The organism is Devosia ureilytica (assembly GCF_024273195.1).
GTDB lineage: Bacteria > Pseudomonadota > Alphaproteobacteria > Rhizobiales > Devosiaceae > Devosia > Devosia ureilytica.
Map to the genome: position 1 here is coordinate 18,634 of NZ_JAMZCU010000010.1, position 14,506 is coordinate 33,139.

Below are 14,506 nucleotides of genomic sequence, written 5' to 3' on the forward strand. Positions count from 1 at the left end.
TCACTAGACGATAAGCTGCTAGTCCCTTTCCCACCCCACAGCTGCTGGGCGGCAGCCGACTCCATATTGGTCGTTCCTGCAGCTGTCGCGGTTTCCCAATGGCGGCTCGAGCCAAGCGAGCGCCGGTTTCGGCGGGCTGAACCGGCCGCGCGCGCTTGCCGATTCCCAGTGGCGCCACGAGTTGGATGCCGGGCATGACCCGCCACGCGCAAATTACATCCGTTTCAGTTTATCGGGGCCACTCCAGGCCGTGCCGCGCGGACATCGCCTGGACGTCGGGCATCGCCAAATCCGGCTCGACGAGCGCCCGCACCCCGAGACCCAGCAATTCGTCGACAAAGGCCGAAACCGACCGGTCGCCCGGTCGGCGTCCGAGCCAGACGGCAAGGTCGGCCTCAATCACCTGCGTATGCGCGAGTATAGCCGCGCGCAAGTCCGGTGAACTGGCGCTGGCCAGCAGCATCGAAAGATAGAACCGCATGGACTCCGCGTCGAACGTGATGCGCACTAGCAGCTCGAAGCAATCGCCGAGTGCCTGTTCGGCGCGCGCGCCCATCTGCTCGTGTGACTCCGCCAGAAGCGCGGCAAAAAGGTCGGCCTTCCGCGGGAAATAGTAGGTGATATGAGATTGCCGCAGCCCCATATACCGGGCCAGCCGAGGCTGCGTGAGCGCTGCCGCCCCTTCCTCACGCACAATTTTTCTCGCCACTGCCAATATCTCGGAGCGGCGGTTCGCACCGCTGGCGCTGTCCGTTTGTTCGCTCATGCAGATGTCACCTATCGTACCGGGTCGCTGAAGCTGAGCGCGTTTGGCGCGAACAGGTCAGCAAAATCGTCGAGTTCAAATGCCTGTCCCAGATGACGCACACCGGGTTCGACCGCGCCGGCGAGGAGCAGATTGGCCGCGCGCGCGGCAATCTGTGCCGTTAGCTTCGCCTCCTCCCCACCCTCGAAACTGGCGATGGCCGCTTGACCACCGTCCCGCGAGGCTGTCACAACGATTGCGGTGCGTGGTGAACCGATGCGAACCGACATCAGCAGACGGCGGAGGATCGGCCGCAGCCAAAGCAATCGTGAAAGCATCGCGCCAACGGAAAAAAGATAGGCGGTGAGAAAGCGGTTATCGAGCGTGAAATGTGTCCGCACCCGAACACCAGGCATAATGCGCATCAACACATGCTGATCGGCAAACCCAAGCGGCCAGGCCATGCGTAGGCGCTTGTCATGCGCGAATTTGAACGCACGCGGCCGCCCCTTGGCTTGTGCTAACTCGGCTATCACCCAGTCCGCCGCCGCAGCACCATGAGAATCCCCCGTACCAAGCATTACGGCGATATCGATCTCTTGCGGGGCGCCAACCCTGCGCGCAACAGCGTGGGCCATCATATTGGTCAGTCCAGGGGCAAGGCCGACCGAGAGAAGCGCCCTCCCACCATGCTCCCGCGCCAGTAAATCGAGGCGCTCGACAGCGTCCAGAACACGGTCGTCGGCGGAGACATCCACATAGCGCTTCCCCGATGCCAGTACGCGGCGCGGCAACTCATCGTTGGGCAGGTCGATGCAGACCACTACCAGTTGGGTTTCCTCCAACGCCGCATCCCAACTCGCAGCATCATGCGCATCAAAAAAAACGCCTTCTGCACCGACATCCGCGGCAAACCGCTTCGCCTTCTCGATGCTGCGTCCGGCAACCTGTACGGCGTATCCGGAGCTGGCCAGAATTTTTGTCACCTGACCGCCGACATGGCCATAGCCCCCAACTACAAGAATATGCACGGTACCTACCTCAATTCAGCCTCCTGGTAGGTAACCAACCAATCGCTGGGTTACAAGGGTTCTAATGCTCTATTAGAGACCTACCGGTACCGTCCGTCATTCGCAGCGCACAGCGAAAAGCCGTATGTCCCCTTCCCATCTGTGGACGCCCCGTTAGACGCAAGCGGTTTTTTGAAGGTTTGCGTAGCCGGAGGCTGCCATGTGTCCGGCCTCTGATGCAGTACCAGAGGCTGCGGGCCCGTATGGGAGTTCGCGGACCGGATCCATATCACCCACAGCGTGCTCAAGGCACAGTAGGAAGCCCTGGTTTACCGATCCCGTCTCACCGACTGTTGCGCCATACCTTCCTTCGACCGACTACATCTCCGACGACCTCTGGTCCGCCTTGGCTTACGCCGCAGCTGCGACCGGAGCTTTGTGTTCCTCTTACTTTATGAGCAGGGCCCAGATGATGCGCGTCGTCTTGTTGGCCAGTGCGACGGTGACCAGCATACGCGGCTTCGAGCCATCATCTGCTCAAGCCACGAACCTGCCGGCGCACCACGCTTGCTGGCCTGGAGGACGACCGCGCTACAGCCGATTATGAGCAGACGTCGCAAGGTTCGCTCGCCCATCTTCGTGATCGATCCCAGTTTCTGCTTGCCTCCGCTCGGGATCAGCTTCACCTCGTGACCCAACAGCGTCAGTTCGCGCGCCCAGTGATTCGCACCTCCGCAGGCCTCCGACGCCACCAGGCACCGTGGCTCCCGAGCGAAGAAATCCAGCAGCTTCGTGCGATTAATCTTGCGGCTGAACAGCGGGGCACCGTCGGCATCTGCGCCGTGAGCATGGAATACGTTCTTCGCGATATCCAGACCGATTGTGGTAACTTCCGACATGGACGCCTCCTCAAGTGGTGTGTTCAACACCTCCACTTTGGCACACCGATGCCGCCGGGGAGCGTCCACCCCATTCCCCCAATCTGGCCGTCAGTTGGGGATCTGATGATGTCCGCTTTTAGGATCGGGCAACGCTTCCTTATGACCTCTGTGGATGGCTCCCCCATTGCAAGAGATATTCGGTGTTCTGGCGCATTAGTCGGGTGCAGTCTTCTGTCCGGCCTGTGGATGCAGCCGTTAGAGGCTACTGGCCCTGATGGGGTCGGCAAACAGGGTCCCAATCTGGAATACAGGCTATAGTGCCTCGGTCGTTCGACGGGTTGTCCCTGTTTCCGGCCTGACCGGTTTCGCCATCACATCGCTTCGCTCTCACAACCTCATGGAGCCGGTTGATTGGCTCGAACTGGATCTTGCTTCAAGATGCAATCTCTCTTGGTTTTACGCTGCAAGGCTGGGGGTATGGCGAGTTTGGTAGACCTCGCCGCGAGCCATGACCGCCCAGACCACGCGGGCCGTTTTGTTGGCCATGGCCACGCTCGCAACACGCGCCGGCTTTCGGGCAAGCAATGCCAGAAGGTGGGGATCGGCCGACTCGGGCTTGTACTTGGCCCGGCGGACCAAAGAGGTGGCGCCGATCACCAGGAGCTTCCTAAGATACCGATCACCCATTTTGGTGATGCGACCGAGCCGGTCCTTGCCACCACTCGAGTTCTGCGAGGGTGTAAGTCCCAGCCAGGCGGCGAACTCTCGACCTGAACGGAACTGTCCCGGGTCGGCAACCGATGTCGCCAGCGCTGTGGCGCCAACAGGACTGATGCCAGGAATGGTCGATAGTCGTCGTGCCACCGCGTTAGTTCTCTGCAGAGCAATGATCGCGCGGTAGATCGCCTGCAAACGGACATGGGTGTCGAGGACCTGAGCACAGAGAAGATTGAGAATCTGCTTGGCTACAGCGATCGCCGGAGTGTTTTGCGCACAACAACACCTCCAGACGCATCAACGGCAATGAACCTGAAAAACACTCTTGGCCAGATCTAGGCCCACGGTGGTAATCTGCATGACGGATGGCTCCTTTGCTCGGGCTGCCTGATAGCAAACCCACTTTGGCACTCAGATGCCGGGAGCGGGAGCCATCCACCTCATCTGGAATGGGGCGCGCATCTGCCCGGCGGGTTATGGGATCCCCCTGCCCTGATTACCTGCGTCGGAGGACGGATGCGAGGCCGGCAGAAGTTGGTCCGGTTTAGGCGGACAATCAATGAAAGCAGCCGGTCGTAGACCCGACCGGCCACTACAGGAAAGACACGAACACAACGAGGCTTGTCTTGTACAAAAGGTCGTCCATCGCTTTTTGGCGCAAAGTCGCGATGCGCTGGGATGGTCTGCGGATCAGGAGAGGCTATCGAGCCTCGTGTCCGGGAACTGGCGCAGCATGTCGTCGATGCTTTTCTGGTCGGGCATCAGGCAGGCGGCGGTAGTCAGGGCGTCGGCCAGCGCCGCCGATGGCGCCGTGATCGAGACGGAGCGCCAGGCAAGGGACGAAGGCCGACCAGTGATCGGATCGAGGATATGGCCGTCCCGCCCGCCTTGGTCGAATGTCGTGCCGAGCGGCGCCGAAGTGGCGAGCGCGCGCTGGCGCAGCGGGACGCGTTCTCCGGATTCGAGCCGCACTGGCCAGTCGCCGCCATCCGGACTGCCGCCCAAGGCGCGCATTTCGCCGGTGTCGATGAGAATGTCGGTGAGCCCCTCTGCTTCGAGTAGGGCCGCGACGCGATCCGCAACATAGCCTTGGCCGATACCGTTAAGAGTCAGCGCCATGCCCGGTCGCAGCGTGATGAGGCCGGCTTCGATATCGATCTTCTCCCAACCGGTCCGGCGCAAGGTGGCAGCAATGGCTGATCCTTCCGGCTGCGTGCCTTGCGTGGCGGCCTCGGCCCAAAGAGCCCAGAGCGGTTGCACCGTGGGATCGAAGCGACCGCCACTTGCACAGTGCACGCCGCCGGCCAACGACAGGCACTCGAGTAGCTCAAAGGGCGGCGCTTCGAGCCGTCCGTCGCGGTTGAGCTTTGAAAGTGCGCTGTGCGGGCGATGGAGGCTGAGGATGTCCTCGAGCCTCTCGATCTCGGCCATGACTCGGGTGGAAATGGCCTCAGCGTCAGGGTGAGCGAGACGGAGAGAGGCGCGAGCGCCCATAGCTTGGCCCAACCATAGATGCGTACTGCCGGTAACGGCGCGTGCGGCTATGGGCAGGAGGGCCCAAGCGGCGCAAATCGAGATCAGGCGGCGGCGGGTTATCGTCATGTTTTGGCTCCGGTCCTGTGGGGCAGCGCGTGCAGGCGATCGTTGAAATCTGCGTCATCCCCGCCGTCCATCTCGACCGGGGCCAGCACCATGTCATCGGTGATGCCGTCGAGCGCGAGAACCGTCCCGCCCTCCACTAGCGAAAATTCATCGGCCGCTGCCCGCGAGCCGAAGGGTACCGTTTCGGGCGCGCCCATGCCCCCCGTCCTGGCAGAACCCACGACGTAGTATGCGGCATCGGCTTTGAGCCAATTGCCATCGCCCGGCCAATCCCAGGTGGCGCCAGCCCGCCCCATGTCGTTGACATAGATAGCCAAGACCGGCGCCGTCCTCTCCGGGGCCCGCATATAGGCGATGGCATCGCGCACCTGGCTGAAGAACAGCGGCGCGGCAAAGCCTTCAATGAAGATCTGGGCTTTGGGACCGGGATGCTCTAGCAGGTTCATCTGGCAATAGTGCCCTAAGGTCTCGGCCGTCATGTCCTGCGGCGTCAGATCCTGCGCGGTCTCTTGCGTGCAGGCGCCGAGCAGCGCAACGAGGCTGAGGAGAACCACAGGGCGAAACAGGTTTTTCATGGTGTCACTTTTCTGAAGGTGGCCGAAGCGAGACCGAGCGCGACCAGAGGCCAGCCCAAGAGGGACGCGGCCGATTGCCAGAGCGGGATGGCATCGGCGGCCCCGCCAATTCCGCCGGCCACCGCGACCGTCTGCGACGCCGAAAGATTGAAGACGCGGAAGGCATCGGCGGGATTGGCCATCAGCGCGATGGGCAAGATCTGCGTAGTGAGCTCCCCGCCGCCATCCGAGACGATCAGGGCCAACAGCGCCAGGTCATAGAGCACGACTGCCAGCAGCCAGAGCGCGATGGCAAAGCCAGCGGCTCCGGAGGGGCGACGGGCGAGGGCGGAGAGGGCATAGCCGGCACCCAGGAAGGTGGCGCCCAGCAGGATCGACGTCCATATCAGCCGCCAGAGCGATTCGATCCCCGCTATTGCCGCGGGATCGGACCACACCGCCACGAGAGCGGCTGCGCCATATCCGAGTGTGACGGCAAGGGCGAGGATGGCCAAATGCGCCAGAAGCTTGCCCAAGAGTATCTGGGGACGCGAGACGGGGTAGGTAAGCAAAAGTGGCAGAGAGCCGCGCTCCACCTCCCCGGCCACGGCATCAAAGCTCATCAGGAGCGCCAGGAGTGGCACCAGATAGACGGCCAGCGAGGTCAGCGAGGCAACGGTCACCGAAAGCCGATCGACGCTCACATCGCCGGTGGGGGCCGCTCCGGCGAAGGCGAGTACCAGTGCGAACAGCACCATCATACCAGTGGCGATGGAAATCCAGCGGTTGCGGAAGGCAATGCGGAATTCGGCGAGTGCGGTGGAAAGCACGCGGTTCATTGCCCGTCCCTCCGGCTGAAATGGCTGTACACGTCTTCAAGGCTGGGCGGCAGCACGTCGAAATCAGCGACATCAGCGCCGAGTGCAGCGGTGCGCCTCATATTGAAGAGTTTTTCCGACTGATGGCAGTAAAGACGTAGCAGGCCGTCTGCGCCCGCTACGGCGTCCGGGAAGGCAGATTGCAGCGCCTGCAGCCGGCCCGGTGCCGGGCGGATGACAAAGTTGACGGGCAGCGCCGCGCGTGCGCGGAGATCGGTTAGCGTTCCCTCTGCCACGAGGCTCCCCTTCGAGAGAATGAGGATATTGTCCGTACGCGCCTCGACCTCGGTAAGGACATGCGAGGACAGGAGAATGGCTGTGCCTTCGGCGGCAAGGCCATCGAGGAGGTCGTAGAAGTCGCGCCGCGACACGGGATCGAGTCCCGAGGTCGGCTCGTCGAGCACCAAGAGGCGCGGTTGGCCGATCAGCGTTTGCGCCAGGCCGACGCGCTGCCGCATGCCTTTCGAGTAGGAGTCGATCCGGCGCTTGGCGGCATGGCCCAGCCCTACGCGCTCAAGGAATCCCATAGCCTTTTTCGCGCTGTCGCCGCGTAGGGCGAGATAGTGGGCAAGCTGCTCCTCCCCCGTGAGAGCCGGATGGAAGGCGACATTCTCTGGTAAGTAGGCAACCTGTGCCCGCGCCGCCGCAGAGCCCGGCGCAGCACCGCAGACGGAAATAGAGCCGTCGTCAGCAGGGATGAGACCTAGCACGATCTTCATCAAGGTGGACTTGCCGGCGCCGTTATGGCCGAGAAGCGCGACCCGCTGGCCAGCCTCGAGCGACAGGGAAACGTCCCTCAGGGCCTCGACCGCGTCAAAGCGCCTAGTGAGCCGCGATAGTGTCAATGTCGATGTCATCATAGGTTCCTTCAGCCCAGCGGCCGGCGACCTCGGCCTCATAGGCGAGGATGGCTGACGGCACTGGCAGAATCAGGGGCTGCATCAGGGGCGCGCTGTCGCGGACGCCGCCGGGCATCGTCGCCGGAAAGTCGCGTTGGCTCCAACGCACCAGTTGCACGGCGGGCGAACCGATAAGGAGGCTGGCCGCGGGTTGCGACCAGAGCACCTGGTCCATTAGATCGTTCGGACGATAAAAGCTGTCAGCCATGCCGTCGCCATTGAGGTCGAAGGCCGGATGGTCGGACCAGTAGTTGCCACGACTCTCGTGGCTCCATTCCATGTCGCGGGTGCCGACATATTTGACCTGCTCGCGATTGTCGATGAAGGCATTGCCGGTCAACACGTTGCGCTCGGAGCCAGCGGTGAAATGGATGCCGATGCCGCAGTCTTCGAAACGATTGTCCCAAATCAGGTTCTTGTGGGCGTTGTAGATGAAGAGGCATTTCTTGGTGCCTCCGCGGACAAGGTTGCCGGAAACGTCGGCATTGTTGGCATAGTTGAGCATCAGCCCGTGCTCGCGGTCGCCGAGGCTCCTGTTGTAGAGGATTTTTGCTCGGTCCGAGAACATGATGGCGAAACCGAGATGGTTGCCGACCGAGACATTGCCCGAGACCTCGGTGTTCTTCGTATACATGAAGTGCACGGCGAACCTTAGGTCGCGCATGATGTTGTTGCGATAGATGCTGTCGGCGCTGGCATTGGAGAAGATGCCATCGCGGCCATAGCGGATGTAGTTGCCATCGAGCAGAGTGCCGGGGCTGTTCCAGACATAGATGCCATTGCCGCGCTCATTCATGCGGGTGTTCTGTCGTCCGACGATGCCATTGCGCACGACCTGTGCGTCGCGTCCGCCATGCACGTCGATGCCGTGCATGTTGTCGACCAGCGACAGACCCTCGATCCGCGCCCGGTCGGCACCCTTGAGGATTTTGACCCCAGAGTCGAGATCTTCGTTCTGCGTACCCGAGCCGGTGACGGTGAAGCCGTGGAGGGTCACATCGGCTGCGGCGATGGTGACGACGCTGCCCTGCCCTACCCCATCCACCACTGCGCCTTCGGGTCCGGAAATAGTAAGAGGGCGGTCGACGGTGACGGGACCGGCGTAGGTCCCTTCACGCAGGATCAGCACATCGCCGGGGGATGCCCCGGCGATGGCGAGCGCCAGCGCGCCCGGACCAGGCGCCACCTCCAGCTCAGCCGCGTGCAAAGGCGGAGCCAGGGCAAGGGCCAGGATGAGGGCGAGCCAGCGCATCTCGTCAGGCCTTGGGCTCGACGAACATTCGGCCGCGCATCTCCATGTGGAGCGCATGGCAGAACCATTGGCAGTAGTACCAGTACACACCCGCATTAGCGGCCACGAAGGTCACCGAGGCGGTCTGCTGCGGGCCGACCTCCATGGCCACGCCATGGTTGCCCATGGTGAATCCGTGCGTCAGGTCGTCGATCTCGTCGAGATTGGTGACGATGATGGTGACTTCGTCACCTTCCTGCACCGTGAACTCCTCAAGCGAGAAGGCCGGCGCGACGCTCGACATGTAGACGCGGACCTTGTTGCCATCACGAACCACAGTATCGCACCAGTCGTCGATATTGATGCCATCGGCTTCTGCCTGGGCACGGGTCTCGGCCCACATCGGGTCCTGCCGATCCCAGACCGACTTGATGTTGGAGAGGATCGAGGGATGGACGGCTATGGCGTCATGCGGCTCGGCATAGGTCGGGCCATCGTGCACCAGCTTCATCTTGTCGCCGGAGATGTCGATGAGCTGGTCGTTCTCGGCCTTGCTCGGTCCGACATTGAGGAAGCGGTCCTTGGAGAACTTGCACAGGCACACCAGCCAGTCATTGGTGGCATCCAGCGTCTCGCCCATCACGGTCTTGAGGTGACCGGGCTGGTAGTGAACATCGAGCTTGTCCTTGATGGGGTCGACGTCTTCCCCGGCATAGGCACGGATCGCGTCCTCGATGTTCCACTTGACCACCTGGCTGTCGAGGAACAGCGAGGTATAGGCGTTGCCGCGGCCGTCGAAGGCAGTGTGCAGAGGCCCCAGACCCAGTTGCGGCTCAGCCACCACCACTGAGCGCGGCTCGGCATTGTCGTAAAACAGGGTATCGAACTTGGTCACGTCGAGCACTGTGACAGTGGGCGAAAGCTTGCCGCCGATGCAGAGATGCTTCTTGTCCGGGGCCATGTTGCAGCCGTGCGGATTGTTCGCGATCGGCACGTAGCGGGTGAACAGCGAATTGGCTTCCTTGCGCCCGTCCAGCACCTTCGCGCCGTTGATCTCCTCATACTGGCCGGCCGCGATTGCCTTTTCTATCTCCTCGATATTGAAGATGACGACGTGGTCCATCTCGGACTCCGTCATCTCGGCCAGATTCATGCCCATTTCCGAGTTGTAGGAGGTCGAGAAGGCGTACTTGCCCGAATAGTCGGCATCGCAATTGTCCAGATTGCCCGAGACCTTGACCTGCCAGGCGACATCCCACTTGTCGGCGTCGACGGCGGTGAAGATGTTCACGTACGTCGACACGTCCCGCATGGTCGAGCCGTCGTTGATCAGCGGAGCCTCATCCTCGCCGTTGCAGAACACATAGTTCGTGCGCGGCCATTTCTGCGGACGCAGACCGTGGATGCCTTTGGCATTGGGAACTTCGAGAATGGCGTCGGTCTTCATGACGTCGCACCGCACACGGGCGACCCGCGTATTGGCCTTGTCGTTCATAAAGAGGTAGCGGCCGTCATATTTTCCCTCGGTGAAGGACATATGGACGTGATGCAGGTCACCATTGTCGTGGATGCGCTTGCCGTTGGCAGCGAGGTGCTTCTTGGTCTTCTCACTCATCGTGCGCTCGTGGATGCGCAACGATTCATTGGTCTGCCCCCAACCGGTGGCCGAGCAGCGGTTGAAGACGGGCACGCGCATAAGTTCGCGCATGGACGGCAGGCCCAAGATGCGCAGCTCGCCGGTCTGACCCGAGGACCAGAAGCCGTAGTAATCGTCGAGCTGGCCCGGCGCCACACTGCCGTCGCCGCCAGCGGCCTGAGCGGGCGCGGTGGCGAACAGAGCCGCACCAAGGCCAAGCATCGAGGGCCCGACAGTGCCGGCGAGGACTGCGGCCCCTGCTGTTGCGCCGAAGAGGGCGCGGCGGCTCAGTCCCTTGTTTTCAGTCGTATCCATGACGGATTCCTTACGTTCGGTTTGTTGGCGTCGGGGTTTGGATGAAGCGGGGTGTCACGGGGCTGGCCGCGAGCTTGGCGCGCGACTTCACCTTCTTGATCACGACGGGACACACCGTTTCGGACTGGTAGAGGACCTGGCAGTGCAGACAGTTGATGCACTCGTTCGGGTTGATCTCGCCGGTCTTGTGGATGGCCTGCACCGGGCATTGCCTGGAGCAGGTCTGACAGGGATTTCCGCATTCGTGGTAGCGCTTGAGCCAGTCGAACATGCGGATACGCGCGGGGATGGCAAGCGCCGCTCCGAGCGGGCAAAGATAGCGGCAGTAGAAGCGCTCGACGAATAGCCCTGCCACCAGAAGCGCGACGGCATAGGCCACGAAGGGCCAGGCGCGGACGAAATTGAGGATGATCGCCGTCTTGAACGGCTCGATCTCCGCCAGGCGCTCGGCCTGCTCGACGCTCATCAATGATACGCCGAAGAGCCCGAGGAAGATGATGTATTTCACCGGCCAAAGGCGCTCGTGCAGGCCCCATGGCAGGGTCCATTGGGGGATACGCAGCTTGCGCGCGATTTGGTTGGTCAGCTCCTGCAGTGCGCCGAAGGGGCAGAGCCAGCCGCAATAGGCGCCGCGCCCCCAGAACAGCAGCGCCGCAGCCACCGCGAACCACAGGATGAACGTCAGTGGATCGAGCAGGAAGGCCTGCCAGCTGAAACCGGACACGAAGCTGTTGAACAGCGCCATGAGATTGACCACCGAGAGCTGCGCATTGGCGTACCATCCGAGGAAAACCAGCGTCACGGTGAGGAAGCTGAGGCGGAAGATGCGGTAGACCTTGGCGTTGCGGACCGCGAAGTTCTGAAAGAAGAACACCCCGGTCAGCACCGCCAGCATGGCGCCCAGACCAGCGATCTCGAGCTGGGAACCCTCCCAGATGCGACGCCATAGGTCCGATTGAGCAGTGCTTTCTTCGCGGTCGGCGATGCTGACGACTTCGACGGCAGGCGGCGTAACAGCGCGCAGGTATTTCGGCGGCAATTGGTAGCCGAGGTCAAAGGTATGGAAGACCTTTTCGATCGGCCCTACCTCGCGCTGCACCAAGAGCTGGATGCGGAACGGCTTGGCCGGATCGAAGCCCGAACTGGCGGGGATGCGAAAGAGGTCCATTTCGGTGAATTGCGGCGCGCCTTCAAGGGCAATGCCGTTGAGACGCCGGTGATCGCGATCGCGGAAGCGGACCGAGACGTCATCCTGGATCAGCACGATGCGGTCGAATATGCCACCGCGCACGTAGCCCGAACCCTTGAAGGAATAGAGCCCCCTTGCCATGACCGCGATGGCACTGTCCCCCTCGCTGAGCCAGTCGCGCAGATTGGCGTTCGCCGCCGCTCCAAGCACTGCCGAACCGATGGCAGGAACCGAGACCAGCCCGACCTGCATGTCGATGAAGTTGGTCTCGGGCGTCTCGGTCAATGCACGGGCCTGCGCCCGCGGATCGGCGTGGTCGGCAAAGGCCGCGTTCACCTGGGCCACATCGAGCGACAGGCGGCGCAGCGTGCCGTCGCCCTCGGCTTCCGCCCAATGCAATGGCGCGGCGGCATCGGGATCTATCGCGAGGTCCGGGCCTGCATCGGCAGCTTCGGGCGCGAGACCGCCCAAGCCCAGGGCACGGGCGACCTTGAGTCCCGAGCGGACGATGGAATCGTCGATCACCATCACGGTCACCGTGGCACCGGAAATGATGTCGACGTCGTGGGCGGTGCCTCCCGATTTCGCCTCGGCGATCAAATCGAGGCCGGCATAGCCGGCAACCAGGGCTTCGATCTTTTCCTCAGGGATGCCAATAAGCACGATCGGTTCGGAATGCTTGACCAACCTCACGCCGATGACCTTGGCATCGGGGTCCACGGCGACCAGAGTGTGGATAGGCTTGCCGGAATAGCCGGTGGTCCCAACGAAATCGGAGGTTACGAACACCCAGGCGATGGTCTCGCCACCTTTGAGCACCGGTGCCACGTCGACATCCTCATGGATGGCGCCAAAGCCTTCGCCGCCGGGTACGAGGTCAGCAGCCGATGCCGAGGGCAGGAAGTCTTCCAGAGCGGACGACGCGCCGGCAGGACCTGCCAGCCACAAGCTGGCGCAAATTAGAATCAAAAGACGAAGTACGTGCATTTGGGGCCGTGTCAGCGAGATTTCGGCGCCACCTTGGTCCCGAACGTCCGATCCGTTCCTTGACGTGGGTCAAACAGGCCGTCGATTTCCGAGACCATGGGCTTTTCGTCACTGACCGTGGTCAAGGTCTACGACCGGCTTGCGGCGGGCGGCGTAGACGACGAACAGAGCAAGCCCGAACGGACACAAGTCCTGAAGTTGCCACACGCACGCTCACGGTGAGCATATGTCTCCGAAATGGCTGTCCAGCGGAGGGTGCCTCAGGTCAAACCCTAGGAATAGGTCCTATCGAAATGCCCAGCAGGTTTGATTGAGAACAAATTGCCTTGGTCAAACCCTGATATTGCGGCGGGGCCATATCAGGAGAACAAGGTTCGCACCATGAACGATGACATTAGGGCCCTGGTCGAGCGCTACTCTCAGCCGGTTCCGCGCTACACCAGCTATCCCACCGCACCGCATTTCCATTCTGGTGTGGATGCGCGGACATATGCTCGTTGGCTGGGCGATCTGTCTGAGTACGGGAGCATTTCGCTCTACTTGCACATTCCCTATTGCGATCGTCTCTGCTGGTTCTGCGGATGCCATACGAAGCACACCCTGCGCTATGAGCCGATCACCGCCTATCTCAAGGCGCTATACGCCGAGATCGACTGGGTTTCCGCCAAGCTAGACGGGCGCGGTCGTGTGACGGCAATCCACGTAGGTGGTGGGTCTCCCACCCTGCTAACTCCAGAGGACCTACTGGCCCTAAAGACGAAGCTCGCCGCCAGCTTCTCCATTGCGGACGACGTGCAGATCAGCATTGAGATCGACCCGAATGATCTCGATGCTGGGCGGTATGATGCTATGGCTCAGTTCGGTCTTACGCGCGCAAGCATTGGCGTTCAGGATTTCGATCCTCGGGTGCAGAAGGCCATCAACCGGATACAGAGCTTCGAGCAAACACGCGCAGTCGTAGACGCGATGCGGTCGCGCGGCGTATCGTCGGTCAATCTGGATCTGCTCTATGGTCTGCCATTCCAGACCCAATCCGGACTGAAGAGCACGGTTGAGTCGGCACTCAGCCTGAAACCGGATCGCGTAGCACTCTTCGGCTATGCGCACGTGCCCTGGATGAAACCACACCAGAAGATGATCCCCGAGGATGCGCTGCCGGACAAGTACGAGCGGTTTGCCCAAGCGCAATCTGCATCCGCTATCCTGGTCGAAGCAGGCCTGGACACGATTGGCTTCGATCATTTCGCCAGACCATCGGACAGTCTAGCAAAGGTAGCTCGCATGGGGAGGCTACGAAGAAACTTTCAAGGTTACACCGACGACAGAGCCGACGCCCTCATTGGGCTCGGAGCTTCATCGATCGGGCAGTTGCCACAAGGCTATGTGCAGAACATCACCGCCACTGGCGAGTACAGCAAGGCGGTTCTCGATGGTCAGGGCGCAACGACGCGCGGATTTGCTTTGACCCCCGCGGACAAACTTCGCGCATTGGCGATATCGACCTTGCTCTGCACCTTCAGATTGAGCGACCGCGACGTTTCGGGGTTTGGAGTGGCGGGCAAGGCCTTGATGAGTGAAGCAGAAGCCATTGCCCTGACCGACGACGACTTCTTGGTAGAGATGCGCGATGGCGTTTTCAGCGTCACCGACCAAGGACGACCTTTCGTTCGAACTATCGCTGCCCGCTTCGACAGCTATTTTGGACAAGGAACGGCTCGTCATTCAGCTGCCGTGTGAGGCAACCGCGGCTCAGGCCGCACACAGCAGCCCAGAGCTGCCTAGCGCCGCACGTTGTACCAGGATCGGATTAGGGTCTTTACCCAATTAGCGGATTCCCGTTGGTTTCGTGATGTGATTCAAGT

At 61.7% G+C, this 14,506-nt stretch carries 11 protein-coding genes and 1 pseudogene; 1 reads left to right on the forward strand and 11 read right to left on the reverse strand.

The annotated features are described in order from the left end of the window. Window positions 1-229 precede the first annotated feature (229 nt). The 11 genes and pseudogenes from NIM87_RS18005 to NIM87_RS18055 form a co-directional block, all read right to left on the reverse strand. Window positions 230-766 (reverse strand): TetR/AcrR family transcriptional regulator, encoded by a 537-nt coding sequence (locus NIM87_RS18005; RefSeq protein WP_254676128.1) that lies wholly within the window; start codon window positions 764-766, stop codon window positions 230-232. Window positions 767-777: 11 nt separating this feature from the next. Beyond that, window positions 778-1,776 (reverse strand): saccharopine dehydrogenase NADP-binding domain-containing protein, encoded by a 999-nt coding sequence (locus tag NIM87_RS18010; protein WP_254676129.1) that lies wholly within the window; start codon window positions 1,774-1,776, stop codon window positions 778-780. Between the two features lie 426 nt (window positions 1,777-2,202). Next, a pseudogene (locus tag NIM87_RS18015) lies at window positions 2,203-2,654 on the reverse strand (hypothetical protein). 438 nt (window positions 2,655-3,092) lie between these two features. Beyond that, entirely contained in the window at window positions 3,093-3,548 is a 456-nt protein-coding gene (locus tag NIM87_RS18020; RefSeq protein ID WP_254676130.1) for a transposase, read from the reverse strand. A gap of 495 nt (window positions 3,549-4,043) precedes the next feature. Continuing rightward, window positions 4,044-4,955, reverse strand: a complete 912-nt coding sequence (locus NIM87_RS18025; protein WP_254676133.1) for an FAD:protein FMN transferase — start codon at window positions 4,953-4,955, stop codon at window positions 4,044-4,046. After that, window positions 4,952-5,530, reverse strand: a complete 579-nt coding sequence (locus tag NIM87_RS18030; protein ID WP_254676135.1) for a nitrous oxide reductase accessory protein NosL — start codon at window positions 5,528-5,530, stop codon at window positions 4,952-4,954. Before NIM87_RS18030 ends, NIM87_RS18025 begins: the two co-directional genes overlap by 4 nt. After that, window positions 5,527-6,348 (reverse strand): ABC transporter permease, encoded by an 822-nt coding sequence (locus NIM87_RS18035; protein ID WP_254676136.1) that lies wholly within the window; start codon window positions 6,346-6,348, stop codon window positions 5,527-5,529. The genes NIM87_RS18030 and NIM87_RS18035 overlap by 4 nt, the downstream gene beginning before the upstream one ends. Then, the gene (locus NIM87_RS18040) at window positions 6,345-7,244 is read right to left on the reverse strand and encodes an ABC transporter ATP-binding protein (protein ID WP_254676137.1); all 900 of its coding nucleotides are present in this window, start codon (window positions 7,242-7,244) and stop codon (window positions 6,345-6,347) included. Before NIM87_RS18040 ends, NIM87_RS18035 begins: the two co-directional genes overlap by 4 nt. Next, the gene (locus tag NIM87_RS18045; RefSeq protein ID WP_254676138.1) at window positions 7,210-8,538 is read right to left on the reverse strand and encodes a nitrous oxide reductase family maturation protein NosD; all 1,329 of its coding nucleotides are present in this window, start codon (window positions 8,536-8,538) and stop codon (window positions 7,210-7,212) included. The genes NIM87_RS18040 and NIM87_RS18045 overlap by 35 nt, the downstream gene beginning before the upstream one ends. 4 nt (window positions 8,539-8,542) lie before the next feature. Next, on the reverse strand, window positions 8,543-10,468 hold the full coding sequence (gene nosZ / locus NIM87_RS18050; RefSeq protein WP_254676140.1) for a TAT-dependent nitrous-oxide reductase: 1,926 nt from the start codon (window positions 10,466-10,468) through the stop codon (window positions 8,543-8,545). 10 nt (window positions 10,469-10,478) lie between these two features. Next, complete coding sequence (locus NIM87_RS18055) at window positions 10,479-12,644, reverse strand: NosR/NirI family protein (protein ID WP_254676141.1); 2,166 nt, start codon at window positions 12,642-12,644, stop codon at window positions 10,479-10,481. A gap of 381 nt (window positions 12,645-13,025) precedes the next feature. Here NIM87_RS18055 and hemN point away from each other — a divergent pair, with 381 nt between their 5' ends. Then, window positions 13,026-14,381, forward strand: coding sequence for an oxygen-independent coproporphyrinogen III oxidase (gene hemN, locus NIM87_RS18060; protein ID WP_254676142.1), 1,356 nt, complete (start codon window positions 13,026-13,028; stop codon window positions 14,379-14,381). The last annotated feature ends 125 nt before the right edge of the window (window positions 14,382-14,506 follow it).